General features: G+C 72.9%; 16 protein-coding genes. 7 read left to right on the top strand and 9 right to left on the bottom strand.

Translation table 11 applies throughout. The features are described 5' to 3' along the window. Nucleotides 1-72: 72 nt before the first annotated feature. Nucleotides 73-1,041 (bottom strand): tetratricopeptide repeat protein, encoded by a 969-nt coding sequence (locus tag AB0898_RS04655; protein WP_366801331.1) that lies wholly within the window; start codon nucleotides 1,039-1,041, stop codon nucleotides 73-75. Between the two features lie 213 nt (nucleotides 1,042-1,254). On the opposite strand from AB0898_RS04655, the gene AB0898_RS04650 reads away from it, so the two are divergent. Beyond that, nucleotides 1,255-1,875: a TetR/AcrR family transcriptional regulator gene (locus AB0898_RS04650; protein WP_366801330.1), complete on the top strand. Its 621-nt coding sequence runs from the start codon at nucleotides 1,255-1,257 to the stop codon at nucleotides 1,873-1,875. A gap of 203 nt (nucleotides 1,876-2,078) precedes the next feature. Beyond that, nucleotides 2,079-3,248 (top strand): DUF3103 family protein, encoded by a 1,170-nt coding sequence (locus tag AB0898_RS04645; protein WP_366801329.1) that lies wholly within the window; start codon nucleotides 2,079-2,081, stop codon nucleotides 3,246-3,248. A 91-nt stretch (nucleotides 3,249-3,339) separates the two neighbouring features. Here the strand turns inward: AB0898_RS04645 and AB0898_RS04640 are convergent, their stop codons facing one another. From AB0898_RS04640 to AB0898_RS04625, 4 genes are all read right to left on the bottom strand, one after another. Further along, nucleotides 3,340-5,040 (bottom strand): methylmalonyl-CoA mutase family protein, encoded by a 1,701-nt coding sequence (locus tag AB0898_RS04640; protein WP_366801328.1) that lies wholly within the window; start codon nucleotides 5,038-5,040, stop codon nucleotides 3,340-3,342. Nucleotides 5,041-5,115: 75 nt separating this feature from the next. After that, on the bottom strand, nucleotides 5,116-5,454 hold the full coding sequence (locus AB0898_RS04635; RefSeq protein ID WP_366801326.1) for a DUF3817 domain-containing protein: 339 nt from the start codon (nucleotides 5,452-5,454) through the stop codon (nucleotides 5,116-5,118). Between the two features lie 88 nt (nucleotides 5,455-5,542). Further along, complete coding sequence (locus AB0898_RS04630; protein WP_366801325.1) at nucleotides 5,543-6,052, bottom strand: MarR family transcriptional regulator; 510 nt, start codon at nucleotides 6,050-6,052, stop codon at nucleotides 5,543-5,545. Nucleotides 6,053-6,063: 11 nt separating this feature from the next. Beyond that, a complete protein-coding gene (locus tag AB0898_RS04625) occupies nucleotides 6,064-7,311 on the bottom strand; it encodes an MFS transporter (RefSeq protein ID WP_366801324.1) in 1,248 nt (415 codons plus the stop codon). 100 nt (nucleotides 7,312-7,411) lie between these two features. Between AB0898_RS04625 and AB0898_RS04620 the strand changes: the two genes are divergently transcribed. Next, entirely contained in the window at nucleotides 7,412-8,392 is a 981-nt protein-coding gene (locus AB0898_RS04620; RefSeq protein WP_366801323.1) for a DUF5937 family protein, read from the top strand. Here AB0898_RS04620 and AB0898_RS04615 read toward each other — a convergent pair. From AB0898_RS04615 to AB0898_RS04605, 3 genes are all read right to left on the bottom strand, one after another. Next, nucleotides 8,313-9,155: a hypothetical protein gene (locus AB0898_RS04615; RefSeq protein ID WP_366801322.1), complete on the bottom strand. Its 843-nt coding sequence runs from the start codon at nucleotides 9,153-9,155 to the stop codon at nucleotides 8,313-8,315. The two genes, AB0898_RS04620 and AB0898_RS04615, sit on opposite strands and share 80 nt — an antisense overlap. A 151-nt stretch (nucleotides 9,156-9,306) precedes the next feature. Continuing rightward, nucleotides 9,307-9,600, bottom strand: a complete 294-nt coding sequence (locus tag AB0898_RS04610) for an MTH1187 family thiamine-binding protein (RefSeq protein WP_366801321.1) — start codon at nucleotides 9,598-9,600, stop codon at nucleotides 9,307-9,309. Then, a complete protein-coding gene (locus AB0898_RS04605; protein WP_366801320.1) occupies nucleotides 9,597-9,941 on the bottom strand; it encodes a DUF3817 domain-containing protein in 345 nt (114 codons plus the stop codon). Before AB0898_RS04605 ends, AB0898_RS04610 begins: the two co-directional genes overlap by 4 nt. A gap of 208 nt (nucleotides 9,942-10,149) precedes the next feature. Between AB0898_RS04605 and AB0898_RS04600 the strand changes: the two genes are divergently transcribed. The 4 genes from AB0898_RS04600 to AB0898_RS04585 all read left to right on the top strand — a co-directional run bounded on the left by AB0898_RS04600 (nucleotide 10,150) and on the right by AB0898_RS04585 (nucleotide 12,812). After that, complete coding sequence (locus tag AB0898_RS04600; protein WP_366801319.1) at nucleotides 10,150-10,788, top strand: AIM24 family protein; 639 nt, start codon at nucleotides 10,150-10,152, stop codon at nucleotides 10,786-10,788. 1 nt (nucleotide 10,789) lies between these two features. After that, nucleotides 10,790-11,440, top strand: coding sequence for an AIM24 family protein (locus AB0898_RS04595; protein WP_366801318.1), 651 nt, complete (start codon nucleotides 10,790-10,792; stop codon nucleotides 11,438-11,440). Then, nucleotides 11,437-12,243, top strand: a complete 807-nt coding sequence (locus AB0898_RS04590; protein WP_366801317.1) for an AIM24 family protein — start codon at nucleotides 11,437-11,439, stop codon at nucleotides 12,241-12,243. The genes AB0898_RS04595 and AB0898_RS04590 overlap by 4 nt, the downstream gene beginning before the upstream one ends. Before the next feature lie 92 nt (nucleotides 12,244-12,335). After that, nucleotides 12,336-12,812: a MarR family transcriptional regulator gene (locus AB0898_RS04585; RefSeq protein WP_366801316.1), complete on the top strand. Its 477-nt coding sequence runs from the start codon at nucleotides 12,336-12,338 to the stop codon at nucleotides 12,810-12,812. A gap of 831 nt (nucleotides 12,813-13,643) precedes the next feature. Here the strand turns inward: AB0898_RS04585 and AB0898_RS04580 are convergent. After that, a complete protein-coding gene (locus AB0898_RS04580) occupies nucleotides 13,644-14,981 on the bottom strand; it encodes an MFS transporter (protein ID WP_366801315.1) in 1,338 nt (445 codons plus the stop codon). Nucleotides 14,982-15,462: the final 481 nt, after the last annotated feature.

The raw sequence follows: 15,462 nt of genomic DNA, 5'->3' as shown, positions 1-15,462 counted from the left end.
TTTGGTAAAGCGCGGCGGTTCCCACGCCACATCGGCCAATCCTTCACCGCCGCGCCACATGGCGACGACCCGTCAGAACAGCGCCCGTGCGAGCGCCCTGCGGGCCGCCACCACTCTCGGGTCCTCCGCACCCACGACCTCGAACAGCTCCAGCAGCCGCAGCCGCACCGCGTCCCGGTCGTCACCGGCCGTACGGGCGACCGTCTCGATGAGCCGCCCGAGGGCGTCCTCGACATGACCACCCACCAGATCCAGGTCGGCGGCCGCGATCTGCGCCTCGGCGTCGGCCGGCTTCTCGGCGGCGTCCCTGCGCACCTTCTGCGGATCCATACCCTGCACGCGCTGGAGCAACTCCGCCTGGCCGAGGCCGAGTTTCGCCTCTGTGTTCGCCGGGTCGTCGGCGAGTACGTTCTTGTACGCCTGGACGGCACCGGCGAGGTCACCCTCGTCCAGCGCCCGTACGGCCGCCTCCAGGAGCGCGTCGTACGGCCCCTCCGGCTCCTCGGCCGGGGCGGCGCCCGGCTGCGCGTCCGGGTCGACGGTCAGACCGGTCAGCCCGAAGCGCTGCTCGGCGACCTGGATCAACTGGTCCAGCGTCTCGCGGATCTGCTGCTCGCCGGCGGCGCCCTGGAAGAGGGGCAGCGCCTGGCCCGCGACCACGGCGAAGACCGCCGGGATTCCCTGGACGCCGAACTGCTGCATCAGCATCTGGTTGGCGTCCACGTCGACCTTGGCCAGCAGGAAGCGGCCGTCGTACTCGACGGCCAGCCGCTCCAGGACCGGGCTCAGCTGCTTGCAGGGCTGACACCACTCGGCCCAGAAGTCGATGACGACCGGGACTTCGGCGGAGCGCTGGAGGACTTCACGCTCGAAGTCCGCCTCGTTGACATCGACGACCAGATCGGCCGGGGAGATCGCCCCCGCGCCGCCGCGCCGGGCGGACTCGGCGCGCGCCTGCTCCGCCTTGGCCTTGGCCTCCTGGGCCGCCTTCACCGCGGCGAGGTCGACGACGCCGCTCATGGACATGTTCCGTGGCTGCATGGGTCTATCCTCCCCCGTTCCCGCGCATGAAGGAAAAAAGCGATGCCGGCCGGCACCGGGGTCCCCACCCCGCGCTGATGGCCGCCGCCCGCGTACGTCCATCGCGAGCTTTCGCTACGGGTCGTAGCGTAATGGCAGAAGGGGCCGCGGCGACACCCCTTTCCGGTGATCTCCCTCACGACCGCCCCGGGACGGCCGGTTATGGTCGGGGACATGCAGAGCCGCACCCCAGCAGGCCGTACGGGCCGACCGCGCAGCGCCGCCGCGGACACCGCGATCCTGGCCGCCACCCGTGAGGCCCTGGTGGAACTGGGCTGGTCCCGGCTCACCCTGGGAGACGTGGCCACGCGCGCCGGGGTTGCGAAAACGACGCTCTATCGCCGCTGGTCCGGCAAGAACGAGCTGGTGGTCGACGCGATCGCCGAGCTGTTCAACGAGCTGGAGGTGCCCGACCGGGGCAGTCTCGCCGCCGACATCGAGGGCGTGGTGCTCCAGTTCGCGGCCATCCTGGCCCGCCCGGAGGCCAGGAACGGCCTGATCGCGGTGGTGGCGGAGGCCAACCGGGACGACGCGCTGCGCGAGCGCATCCGCCACTCGATCGTCGAGCGCCAGAAGCACCTGGTCGTGACCGGCCGCGAACGGGCGCAGGAGCGCGGCGAGATACCGCCGGAGTCCGACCCGGCGGCGGCGTGCCGCGCCATCGACCTCATCTACGACGTCGTGGCGGGCACGGTCGTGCACCGGATGCTGGTGAGCGCGGAACCGGCGGACACGGAGTGGGTACGGAGCTTCATCGCGGTCCTGCTCGCGGGGGTCACGGCGGCCGAGGGCTGAACGGGATCCGAACTCCCCTGTACGTGCGGGTCGTTGACGGTGTGAAGGTCTTGCGGACGTGACATGTTCAGGTCACCATGTGCTGCGAGGTCTACTCGCATAGAACCTCGCCCGGACCCACGTCCGGCGCTCGTCCCGGCACCACCCCCCTGACAGTGCGTCACTCCCCCACCTGGCCACTCGCATCCGGAGGGATCATCCCCGTGAGACCCCGTCAGCCCCGCCGCCGCGCCGCCCAGGCCGTCACCACGGCCACCCTGCTCGCCCTCGCCGCCGCCCAGGCCCTCATCACCGCCCCCTCGGCCGCCGCCGCGCCCACCGCTCCCGCCCACCCCCACTCCGCCACCGCCACGAAGGTGACCGGCGCCCAGGAACGCGCCGCCCGCGCCATCGCCCGCTCGCTCGGCGACCAGAGCTGGCGCACCCGCCTGCGCACGGCCGTCCTCACGTCCCCGGACGTCGCCGTCACCCCGCTCGCCGCCGAGGCCGACCCCGCCCTCACCGCCGACCTCACCGCCGCCGACCACGCCATCGCGGACGCCAAGGGCCTCAGCGGCAAGGTCGGCTCCCTGCTCCAGCTCCGCCTCGGCGCGACGTCCATGCGCGCCGCGCTGGCCGACGGCACCACCCCGTGGGTCGCCGCGGCCGCCTCCGACGACGACGCCACGACCGTCACCGCCTACGACAGCCGGGGCGACGCCCACACCCTGGACGCCCGCAAGGCCCCGGACCACCCGGTCTACGTCGTCGACATCGACGGCACCAAGGCGCTCGCGGCCGGACTCGACGTGCTCCGTGACGAGCTGGCGAAGAAGGGGGTGCGCTCCGCCGCGCCCGCCGCCGTGAACACCGCGGCCTCGGGTCGCTCCGCGGCCGCCGCCGGCGGCTTCTGGACGACGAAGATCGACGCGGTGGAGCTGTCCGACGACGAGGAGCCCTGGATCAAGGGCGCCGCCGAGATCTACACCCTGGTCTCCGGCTTCGGCCAGGACGGCAAGGTCCGCGTCGACCCCGTCGACATGCCCTACCTGGACTACGACGGCACGGTCTACCGGCCCAACCAGATCCTCGTGAACTGGTCGAACTACAAGTACAACCTCGCCGACGCCGTGATGATGGAGGACGACGGCGACACCAACTACCACGACCTCGCCGTCGCCATCGTCGGCGCCCTGCTGACGATCACCGACCAGGGCGCCTACATCCCGCTGGTGGACGCGATCCTCAACGCCATCCCGACCTCCTGGTGGACCGACGACCCCGACTACGTCGACTCCTGGTACACCCTGGCGCAGAACAACAACGGCACCTACTACGGCGCCCGGGGCAACGGCTGGATGACCGTCGAGCCGTACTTCGTGCAGGAGTTCTGAGGCAGTACGGAACCCGCGTACGGCACGGAAGCGCAGGGGCCCGCCGGGACGGACAGCCGTCCGGGCGGGCCCCGTCGCACGCGGGCGGGGTTCAGAACCCGGCGGGCTCCGTGTAGATGCCCCACTCGTCCCGGAGCACCCCGCAGATCTCGCCCAGGGTCGCCTCCGCGCGGACCGCGTCCAGCATCGGCGCGATCATGTTGGAGCCGTCGCGCGCGGCGGCCAGCATCGCGTCCAGCGACGTCTTCACCCGGGCCTCGTCCCGCCCGGCCTTCCGCTCGGCCAGCATCCTGACCTGCTCGCGCTCCACCTCGTGGCTCACCCGCAGGATCTCCAGGTCCCCGGTGACCGAACCGGTGTGGGCGTTGACGCCGACGACCCGCTTCTCCCCCTTCTCCAGCGACTGCTGGTAGCGGAAGGCGGACTCGGCTATCTCACCGGTGAACCAGCCGTCCTCGATCCCGCGCAGAATGCCCGAGGTGATCGGACCGATGGGGTGCCGGCCGTCCGGGTGGGCCCGCAGACCCCGCTCCCTGATCTGCTCGAAGATCTTCTCCGCGTCCGCCTCGATCCGGTCGGTGAGCTGCTCGATAAACCACGAACCGCCCAGCGGGTCGGCCACGTTGGCGACGCCGGTCTCCTCCATCAGCACCTGCTGGGTGCGCAGCGCGATCTCGGCCGCCTGCTCGCTCGGCAGCGCGAGGGTCTCGTCCAGAGCGTTGGTGTGCAGCGAGTTGGTCCCGCCGAGCACCGCCGCCAGCGCCTCCACGGCCGTGCGCACCACGTTGTTGTACGGCTGCTGCGCGGTCAGCGAGACCCCGGCCGTCTGGGTGTGGAAGCGCAGCCACTGCGCCTTGTCGCTCTGCGCGCCGTACACGTCCCGCATCCAGCGGGCCCAGATGCGGCGCGCGGCGCGGAACTTGGCGATCTCCTCGAAGAAGTCCAAATGCGCGTCGAAGAAGAAGCTGAGCCCCGGCGCGAACACGTCCACGTCGAGGCCGCGCGAGAGGCCCAGCTCCACATACCCGAAGCCGTCCGCGAGGGTGTACGCCAGCTCCTGCGCGGCCGTCGCCCCGGCCTCGCGGATGTGGTAGCCGGAGACCGACAGCGGCTTGTACGCCGGGATGCCCGCCGCGCAGTGCTCCATCAGGTCGCCGATCAGGCGCAGATGGGGCTCGGGCTGGAAGAGCCACTCCTTCTGCGCGATGTACTCCTTGAATATGTCGGTCTGGAGCGTGCCGTTGAGGATCGCGGGGTCCACGCCCTGCCGCTCGGCGGCGACCAGGTACATGCAGAAGACGGGCACGGCGGGGCCGCTGATCGTCATCGAGGTGGTGACGTCGCCGAGCGGGATGTCCTTGAAGAGGACCTCCATGTCGGCGGCCGAGTCAATGGCCACGCCGCAGTGACCGACCTCGCCGAGTGAGCGCGGGTCGTCGGAGTCGCGGCCCATCAGCGTCGGCATGTCGAAGGCGACGGACAGACCGCCGCCGCCCGCGGCCAGGATCATCTTGTACCGCTCGTTGGTCTGCTCGGCGTTGCCGAAGCCGGCGAACTGGCGGATCGTCCAGGTGCGGCCCCGGTAGCCGGTCGGATGGAGCCCGCGCGTGAAGGGGTACTCGCCGGGCCAGCCGATCCGCTCGAAGCCGTCGTACACATCCCCGGGGCGGGGGCCGTACACCGGCTCGACCGGATCGCCGGAGAGCGTGGTGAAGTCTGCGTCGCGCTTGCGCGCGGCGTCGTACCGGGCCTGCCAGCGGCGGCGGCCTTCGTCGATCGCGTGAGCGTCCATACCCTCGAATTTACTTGGACGTCCTAGTAAATGTCGATGGGGGACCGCCGTACGACACCCGTACGGCGGTACGAATCAGACCTTGACCGGGGCGGGAGCGGCGCCCTGGACCTTGGACTCCAGCTCGCGGCTGATCTTCCGCTCGACGAAGAACGCGGCGGTCGGGATGGTGCCCGCGAGCAGCACCCAGAGCTGGCGACCGACCGGCCACTTCGCCTTGGAGCCCAGGTCGAAGGCGAAGACCAGGTAGACGACGTAGAGCCAGCCGTGCGCGATGGCGACGACCCGGGTGAAGTCCTCGGCGCCGTCCAGGTGGAAGACGTACTTCGCGATCATGCCCAGGCACAGGAGCACCAGGAGCACGCCGGTGATGTAGGCGAGGGCTCGGTAGCGGGTCAGCACGCTCTTTTTCATGCCGTCGAGCGTAACCACCCGTTCCGGGAGATCTTGCCCCGGGTCCGCCCTGCCGTATCGGCCCTGGTCACTCGCCTGTCGGCGCCGGTCAGTCCTCTGCGAAGTCGTGCGCCGAGACCCGCAGCGGCCGCAGCAGCGCGAAGATCTCCCCGCACTCCTCCGCGTCGTACGCGCCGAGCCCGAAGTCCATCGCCATCAGGTCGCGGGTGGCCGCGTCGACCACCTCGCGGCCCTTGTCGGTGATGACGGCGAGGGTGCCGCGGCCGTCGTTGGGGTTGGGGCGCTTGGCCACCAGACCCGACTTCACCAGCCGGTCCACCGTGTTCGTCACGGACGTGGGATGCACCATGAGCCGCTCGCCGATCTTGGACATCGGCAGCTCGCCCGCCTTGGAGAAGGTGAGCAGCACCAGCGCCTCGTAGCGCGCGAAGGTCAGTCCGTACGGCTTGACCACCGCGTCGACCTCGCCGAGCAGGATCTGCTGGGCCCGCATGATCGAGGTGATGGCGGCCATGGAGGGCACGCTTCCCCAGCGCTGCTTCCAGAGTTCGTCGGCGCGGGCGATGGGGTCGAAGGGGAGTCCGAGAGGCTTGGGCACGTCATCAGACACTACCGGCCGGTCATATGCCGGTCAGCCCCGTCTCGCCCTTCGGTCGCCCGGCAGGCCACCGCGAGCCCGGCGCAGCACAGCGCGCCGAGCACCCCGGCCCCCGCGACGGCCGTGCGTACGCCCGTGACCTCGGCGGCGACGCCCGCGAGCGCCATCCCGGCGCCCTGGACGGTCATCAGCCCGGCGCTGAGCACCGTCATGGCCCGGCCGCGCAGCTCCTCGGGCACGGCCCGTACGAACCACTGGTCGAGGCCGAGGGTGTACGCGGAGCCCGCGCCCGCGAGCGCCAGGAGCAGCAGCGAGGGCCACAGGCCGGGGCGCAGGGCGTAGGCGGTGTAGGGCAGCAGGGTGAGGCAGAGCAGCGGCAGCACGATCCGTTCGCGGGTGGCCGGGGCGAGCCGGGCTCCGGCGTACAGCTCGCCGGCGACGGTGCCGACCGGCAGCGCGCACATCAGCAGGCCGAGGCCCGGGGAGCCCGCGCCGAGGGCGTGGGCGTAGGGGGCGGCCAGGGCCTCGGGGACGACGCAGAACAGCGCGGGCACCCAGAAGACGAGGAGCAGCACGCGCACGCGCGGGTGCGCGAAGAGGGCGCGGAGTCCTCCCTGGGTACCGGTTCCCCGGTCGTGGGCCCGGGCGGGGCGGTGGCGGGTGCCCAGGCGCAGCAGCAGGGCGGAGGCGAGGAAGGTGGCCACCGTGATGAGCAGGGCGTGGCGCGGGGCGGTGACGGTGAGCAGGAGGCCGCCGAGGCCGTAGCCGACGAGGAGCGCGCTCTGGGAGACGATCCGCAGCAGGGAGCGGCCGAGCACGAACGGTTCTCCGTCGCCGAGCACGTCCGCGAGGGTGGCCATGCGGGTGCCGCTGAAGACGGGCGCGACGACGGCGAGGCAGCAGCGCAGGACGAGCAGGGTGCCGACGCCGGCGCCCGGCGCGACCATGGCGGCCACGCACGCCGCGCACACCAGGTCGCAGGTGACCAGCACGCGCCGGGCCGGGAAGCGGTCGGCGACCGGGGCGAGAAGGGTGCCGCCGACGGCGTAGGGCAGGAAGCCGAGCGCGAAGACGAGGGCGCTCATCAGCGGGGAGCCGGTGAGGTCGTAGACGAGGACGGAGAGGGCGATCTCGGTGACGATCATGCCGAGCAGCGAGAGGACGTGCGCGACGAAGACGGCGCGGAACTCGGGGACGGCGAGGACGCCCCGGTAGCCGGCGGGGGCCGGGGGCGCCGTGTTCTGGGGTGGTGCGGACATGACGGGCAGGGTGCCGGGGCGGAGGCGGGGCGCCGTAGAGTTTCGGCTCCAGCCGAATCGCGCTCCATGAACGCGCGCGCTCCACAGTGACGGAGGTGCCGTGCCCTCGCAGCTCCGCTTCGGCGAGGAGGACTTCCTGCGCTGCCGGTTCGCGATCTCGCCGCTGTGGGAGACGCAGGACGCGGTGCGGACGCTGCGCCGGCCGGACCGGCACGGCTATCACGGGCCCTGGCTGCGGCGGGTGCGCGCGGCGGCTGCCGGGCTCGATCTGGCGCCGCTGTGGCTGCTGATGCCGCGCCGGGGCAGTTCGCCGGACTGGCTCAGTCCGCCGCCGCTCGGGCCGCTGACGGCCTTCGAGGACGAGATCGCGGCGGTGCGGTCGGCCGATCCGGCGGCGGCGCGGGCGGAGACGGCGCGTTCGCTGGCCTGTACGCCGGGGGCCCTGGAGTCGGCGCGCGGCCGGGCGTGGCTCGCGGACCCCGTACGGATGGTGCGGGAGCTGGCGGACCTCCTGGAGGCGGCCTGGCGGGTGCTGGTGGCGCCGGAGTGGCCCCGGCTGCGGGCGCTCCTGGAGGCGGACGTGGCCTTCCATTCGCGCAGGCTGGCCGAGGTGGGCCTGGGCGCGCTGCTGCCGGAGCTGGACGCGCGGCTGTCCTGGGACGGCCGGACGCTGACGCTGCCGCAGGGGCGGTACGCGCGCGATCTCGGCGGCCGGGGTCTGCTGCTGATGCCGAGCGTGTTCTGCTGGCCGGACGTGATCACGGGTTTCGAGGCGCCGTGGCAGCCGATGCTGGTGTATCCGGCGCGGGGCATCGGCGGTCTGTGGGCCGAGCCCGCGGGGCGGACTCCGCAGGCGCTGGTACGGCTCCTGGGGCGCAACCGCGCCGCCGTCCTGGCCGCGCTCGGGGAGCCCGCGACGACCACGGCCCTGGCCCACCGGCTCCGCCTCGCCCCCTCCTCGGTCTCGGACCATCTGTCGGTCCTGCGGGCGGCGGGCCTGCTCACCGCGGCCCGGCACGGCCATCAGGTGCTGTACGCGCGCACGCCGCTGGGGACGGCACTGGCGGCCGGGGCGGGCTGAGTCGGCTCCCCTGCTGCTCCAGGGTCCGCAGGACGCCCGGGACGCGGGGCTGGACCACGGGTGAGCGCAGGCAGCGCCGGGCCGCCGGGGTGCCGGCGAGCGGGGCCTTGAACAGCGCGGCGGAGATGACGAGCACCAGCAGCAGCGGGCACAGGAAGGCGAGCACGGGGGCGAGGGGGCCGAGGAGCGGGAGCATGGGCTCCAGGCCGAGCCCGGTGAGGCAGGCGGCGAGGACGAGGGCGCGTACGGCGAGTTCGGCCAGCCAGTTGGCGAGGGCGCGCTCGGGGGTGATGCCCCGCTCCAGCCACAGCCGCAGCCGGTCGAAGGACCAGGCGGTGGCCCAGACGGTGAGCGGGCGCAGCAGCAGCCGGTCGGCGAGGGCGCCGGGTCTGCCCCCGCGGAGGCGGTGGTCGCATCCGGTGAGGAAGCGGACGCCGTGGGCGTCGGGGACGTAGCGCCAGTAGCCGCCGGCCCCGATGAGCGGGGAGAGGGGGTGCGGGGAGGTGAAGCGCAGGGCTGAGGTGCGGGTGCCGTCGGGGCGTTCGCGTTCGGCGGCGGCCATGCCGGTGCCGTGGACGGTGAGGAACGGCAGCACGCGCGCGGTGCAGCGGAAGGGGCGCGGCGCGGTGTCCGGGTCGGGGTGGGGGAGGTACTCGATCCGGGTGAGCCGGAGGTCCCAGCGCCGGCGGTGGGCGGGGTCCTGGGTGCGGGTCCAGAGGTCGTCCAGATCGGTGCGGATGTGCGTCTCTATGTAGAGACCCATGTGGTGTTCCCCCACGTCGGAGCGGTGTTTCACGCTCAAACTACCGGGCGGATCTTGGTGTCCCCGCCGCCGTGGCGACCGCACCGGGTACGGGGACGACGGAACCCCGGCCGCGAGGGGCCGGGGTTCCGTGGGGGTGCGTCCTGGGAGGTCACCCGCGCAGGTGACGCTCCACGGTCTCCACCTTCGAGGTGAGGCCGTCGGTGACACCGGGGCGGATGTCGGCCTTGAGGACGAGCGAGACGCGCGGCGCCCGGGCCTCGACGGCGGCGACGGCGCGCCGGACAACGTCCATGACCTCGTCCCACTCGCCCTCGATGGAGGTGAACATGGCGTCGGTACGGTTCGGCAGGCCCGACTCGCGGACCACGCGGACGGCGTCGGCGACGTACTCCCCCACGTCCTCGCCGACGCCGAGGGGCGTCACGGAGAAGGCGACGATCATGCGTTCACGACTCCCTCGCGGCGGGCGCGGGCGGCGATGACGGCGGCCTCGGACTCGCGGCGCAATTTGCGCTCGGCGAAGAAGCCGCCGGTGGGCAGGACGGAGAGGACGAAGTAGAGCGCGGCGGTGCCGAAGCCCCACTTGGCGCGGTTCCAGGCGTCGGCCCAGAAGAGCACGTAGAGGATGAACAGCACGCCGTGGACGGCGCCCATCACGGGGACCGCGTTGAAGTCCGTGGTCCGCTTCAGCACCGAGCAGACGAGCAGGATCAGGAAGGACACGGCCTCGGGCGCCGAGACCAGTCGCAGGCGGCGGATGGCGGATGCTGTCTTGAGGTCCACGGGTCACCTTCGGTGGGGGAGGTCGCTGGGGGCTCGGTCGCGGCCGCTCGGTGAGCGACTCATGATCCTTTACGGGCTCATGATCCTTTGTGAAGGAAAGCACAAGCGCCGCCCATTGTGGCAAACGGTGCCCCTAGGGGTGCGCTCAGGGTCGTTCTCCACCCGTGGGCCCTGTTCTCTCCACCCGGCGGCGGGCTACTTTCGCGGTGTGGCGACGTTCCGACTACAGGGCGGCAAGGTGCTCGCCGTCGACATGACCGGGGATGCCGTGAAGGCGAAGAACGGCTCGATGGTCGCGTACGACGGGCAGATGGCCTTCAAGAAGCTGAGCGGCGGTGGCGAGGGTCTGCGCGGCATGGTGACCCGGCGGCTGACCGGCGAGCAGATGACGGTGATGGAGGTGAGGGGGCAGGGGACCTGCTGGTTCGCGGACCGGGCGTCCGAGATCAATCTCGTGACGCTGCGGGGCGACAAGCTCTGGGTGGAGTCGAGCAATCTGCTGGCGACGGACGCGGGGCTGCGCACGGGCACGGCGTTCACGGGCCTGCGCGGCGCCTCGCAGGGCAACGGCCTGTTCACCACGACCGTCGAGGGCAGCGGTCAGGCGGCGGTGCTGTCCGACGGCCCGGCGGTGGTGCTCCGGGTCTCCCCGCAGTACCCGCTGACGGTCGACCCGGGGGCGTACATCGCCCACCAGGGTGATGTCCGGCAGTCCTTCCAGTCGGGCGTGACGTTCCGCACGCTCCTCGGGGAGGGCGGCGGCGAGGCGTTCCAGATCCGTTTCGAGGGCGACGGGCTGGTGTACGTCCAGCCGAGCGAGCGGAACACGATCGCGGGGGATCTGTGACATGGGCTTCCGGGAGATCAACTCGAAGATGATCGAGGCGACGGTCTCGCCCGGCGCGCGGCTGTTCAGCCAGCGCGGGGCGATGCTGGCCTACCGGGGGGACGTGTCGTTCACCCCCAGCGTCCAGAGCGGCCAGGGCGGCATCATGTCGATGCTCGGGCGCCGGGTGGCGGGCGAGGCGGCCCCGCTGATGTCGGTCGAGGGCAGCGGCACGGTGTTCTTCGGGCACGGCGGCCACCATGTCCAGGTGATCAGCCTGACCGGCGACACGCTCTACGTGGAGGCGGACCGGCTGCTGGCCTTCGAGGGCTCGCTGCGCCAGGGCACGATGTTCATGGGCTCGCAGGGCGGTGTCATGGGCATCGTCCGGGGCCAGGCGACCGGGCAGGGACTGTTCACCACCACGCTCCAGGGCCAGGGCGCGGTCGCCGTGATGGCGCACGGCGGTGTCTTCGCGATACCGATCACCCCGCAGCGCCCGGTCCATGTGGACCCCCAGGCGTACGTCGCCCATCACGGCGAGGTGCGCAACCGGCTCTCCAGCGCGCTCGGCTGGCGCGACATGGTGGGGCGGGGCTCCGGCGAGGCCTTCCAGCTGGAGCTGAGCGGCAACGGCACGGTCTACGTCCAGGCATCGGAGGAAAAGCTGTGAGCGCGTACGCGGGCGCCGGCGGGCCGGTGGTGTTCGACCCCGTGACCCTGCCGGCCGACGACAACGTGAACCCGTACACGTTCTGCGTGGAGCTCAAGGGCAGTCAGTGGTTCCTGCAGAAGGGGAAGATGATCGCCTACTACGGGGCGATCGAGTTCAACGGGATCGGGCACGGGCGGCTGGACCGGCTGGTGCGTTCCTCGTTCCATTCGCCATTGCACGCGAGCGACTGGGTCGTGGCGGAGGGCTCGGGCAAGATGCTGCTCGCGGACCGGGCGTTCGACGTGAACTCGTACGACCTGGACGAGGGCAACCTGACCGTTCGCGCAGGCAACTTGATCGCTTTCCAGCCAAGCTTGGCACTCAAACAGTCGATCGTGCCCGGCTTTCTGACACTGATCGGCACGGGAAAGTTCGTGGCCGCGTCCAACGGGCCGGTCGTGTTCATGGAGCCCCCGATCCGGGTGGACCCCCAGGCGCTGGTCGGCTGGGCCGACTGCCCGTCCCCCTGCCATCACTACGACCACGGCTACATGACCGGTGTACTGGGCGGTCTACGTGCGATGACGGGTCTGGGGGGCGCCTCCGGGGAGGAGCACCAGTTCGAGTTCGTCGGCGCGGGGACGGTGCTGCTGCAGTCCACCGAGACGCTGATGGCGGAGCGGGAGACGGGTGCGGTTCCGTCCGAACCGGGGGTACCCGGAGGGGGTGGAGCAGGGCCCGGCGGCCCCGTCACAGGGGCCTCAGGGGTACCGCGCCTTCCCGGACAGCTGGGAGACCTCCAGCGTCGCTTCGGGCTGTGAGCGGTAGTCTGCGGAGTGTGACGTCGAACGCGTGCGCACAGTCACATCACCCAGAGTAGTTCGCCATTCAACATCTTAGGTAGACTTCATTCATGGAGACCGAGACGGCCACGCACTGGCTGACCGATGCGGAGCAGTGCGCCTGGCGCACCCACCTGGAGGTCAACAGGCTGTTGACGTACCAGCTCGAAAAGGATCTGCAACCGTTCGGACTGACGATGAACGATTACGAGATCCTCGTCAATCTGTCCGAGTCCGAGGACATGCGGATGCGGATGAGCGATCTCGCCACCGCCACCCTCCAGTCCAAGAGCCGGCTCTCGCACCAGATCACCCGCATGGAGAACGCGGACCTGGTGCGCCGGGAGAACTGCGAGTCGGACCGGCGCGGCCTCTACGCCGTGCTGACCGACCACGGCCTGGAGCTGATGAAGAAGGTCGCGCCCCACCACGTGTCCTCGGTGCGCCGCCACTTCATCGACCTGCTCTCCCCCGACGCCCTCCAGGACCTGAACAAGGCCCTCAAGCCCGTCGCGGAACACCTGCGCACCCAACGCGGCCGCCTCTGACACCCCCAGAGCGACCAGGGCGAGGCGCGGCCCAGACCAACCACCGGCCCGCGCCTCGCCCCCCGGCGTCCTCAGCCGTCGCCCCGCAGCCGCGCCGAAGGACTCCGGCCCACCGGCGGGCACCTCTGACGCCCCGGCCCGGTGACGGACACCCCGCCCGGCCGTCGCACGGCAAGCACGCCCGACGCCCGGCCCCGCCGGAGGGCACCCCTTACGGGCCGACCTCACCAGCGGACGCCCCCGATGCCCCAGGCCCGGTGACGGAGACCCCGCCCGGCCGTCGCACGACGAGCACGCCCGACGCCCCGGCCCCACCAGCGCGCGCACCCGACACCACGGCCCCACCGGCGGGCACCTCTGACAGCCCGACCTCTCTGGCGGGCATCCCTGACGGTCCGGGCTCGGCGACGGAGACCCCGTGCGGCCGTCGCACGGCGGGCACGCCGGCCCCACCGCTGGACACCCCTTACGACCCCGGCCTCACCGGCGGGGCCCGACCTCGTTGGCGGACGCCCCTGACGCCCCGGGCCCGGTGACGGGCACCCCCGCCCGTCCACCGCACGGCGAGCACGCCCGACACCCGGCCCCACCGGCGCACGCACGTGACACCACGGCCCAACCAGCGGGCACGCCCGGCGCCCCGGCCCCGCCGGAGGGCACCCCTTACGCCCCAGCCTCACCGGCGGGACCCGACCTCGCTGGCGGCCGCGTCGACGGGGGCCGGGCTCGGTGGCGGACCCCCCACCCGGCCGTCGCACGACAGGCACGCCGGACACCCGGCCCCGCCGGAGGGCGCCCCTGACACCCCGGGCCCCACCGGCGGGCACCCCCTTACGCCCCGACCCCGTCGGCGGACGCCCCTGAAGCCCGAGGCCCGGTGACGGACACCCCCTCCGGCTGTCGCACGGCGGGCTCGCCTGGCGTCCCGGACCCGTCGGCGGGCGCGCCCGACACCCCGGCCCCGGTGACGGGCGCTCCGCCCGGGCGTACCGCTGCGGCGACGCCCGCTGTGGTCAGGGATGCCGCGCCGGTCAGGGCGAAGCACAGGGGGAGGGGGAGGTGGCCGATCAGGGCTCCGGTCAGTAGGGCGCCGGTCGAACTGCCGCCGTTCACCGCCATGTTGACCCATGCGCCGGCTCGGGTGCGGGTGGCCTCGGGGGACAGTTCGTCTGCCAGGAGGTAGGCCGTCGTCAGGGTGGGGGCGACGAAGGCGCCGGTGCAGAGCATGGCGGCCGTGAGGGTCCACAGGCCGGGGGCGAGGCCCGCTGCCGCGCTGACGAGGCCCAGACCCGTCGCGAACCAGGCCAGCCGGGCCCGGGCGGACCGGCGCCAGTCGATCGCGCCGTTGGCGAGACCGCCCAGGACGCTGCCCACCGAGAGCGCACCCAGGATCCAGGGGACGAGGGCGGTGTCGTCGGAGCGCTGTGCGACGTAGGCGGTGACCAGGAGGTCCACGCCGCTGAGCGCGAGCCCGGCACCCGCGGCGACCACGACCGGGGCCGTCAGCCCGGGCACCCCGCCCAGCCTCGTCCGGCCCGAGCGGGGGCGCGGCCCCGTCATCGCCGGGGACGTGACGAACGCGGCGGTGCCGGCCACCACCAGCAGCGCGCCGAGCAGGATGCCGGAGGCCGGGGGCGCCCAGGTGACCAGGACGCCGACCAGGACCGGGCCGGAGACGAAGAGCAGTTCCTCGGCGACGCCGTCGAGGCTGTAGGCGCGGTGGCGCAGCTGCCGGTCGGTGACCAGCTCGGACCACAGCGCGCGCATGACCGGCCCCAGCGGGGGCGCGCAGGCGCCCGCGAGCGCGGCGGCCGCGCCGATGAGCACCGCCGGGGCGCCCGGGCGCCAGGCGAGCGCGGCGAGGACGCAGAGCAGGACGGCGTACAGCGTGGCCATGGGCAGCAGGGCGCGGCGCGCGCCGTAGCGGTCGGCCAGGGACGCCCGCAGCGGCATCAGGAAGACCGCCGCGCCGCCGAACAGGGACATGACCACGCCGGAGACGGCGTAGGACCCGGTGGCGCGGTTGACGGAGAGCAGGATGGCGAGCGGGGCGACGCCGTAGGAGAAGCGGCCGGTGAGCGCGGCGGCGAAGGTGCGGCGCGCGTGCGGGGCGCGGAGGACAGCGGCGTACGAGGGCGCGGCGGGGCGCGCGGGAGCGGGCGCTGACATGCGCGGGGTTCCTCACGGAAGGCGGGACGAGGGCGCGACGGTGCGCCGCGCGAGGTGCCGGCCGTGTGCCGGGCGCTCGCGCGGGCAGGGGCGCGCGCTATGCCAAGAGGAGGAACACGTGGATCAAGCTAACAGCGGGGGTCGCGGGGCGGTACCGGTTTTCCCGGAGCGGCCCTGAGCCACCGCTCGGGGCCAACGCCCACGTCACTCCCACACCAACCCCCAGCCCCCAGCTCTCGGTCCCCGGCTCCCGGCTCCCGGCTCCCGGCTCCCGGGTCAGCCCTCCCCCGACCCCGCTCCCAGTCCCGGGCCCGGCTGGGGGACAGCGCCCGCGTCAGGCCCGCCCCGGCCCCAGCTCTCGGTCCCCAGCTCCCGGCTCCCGGCTCCCGGCTCCCGGGCCCAGCTCCCGCCCCCCCGGCCCCAACTCCCAGCTCCGGGCTCCGCTCGGGGGCAGCGCCCGCGTCAGCCCCGCCCCGGCCCC

This window comes from Streptomyces sp. NPDC005435, from assembly GCF_040703155.1.
In the GTDB taxonomy this organism is placed as follows: domain Bacteria; phylum Actinomycetota; class Actinomycetes; order Streptomycetales; family Streptomycetaceae; genus Streptomyces.
This window is presented reverse-complemented; position numbering and strand designations above follow the sequence as displayed.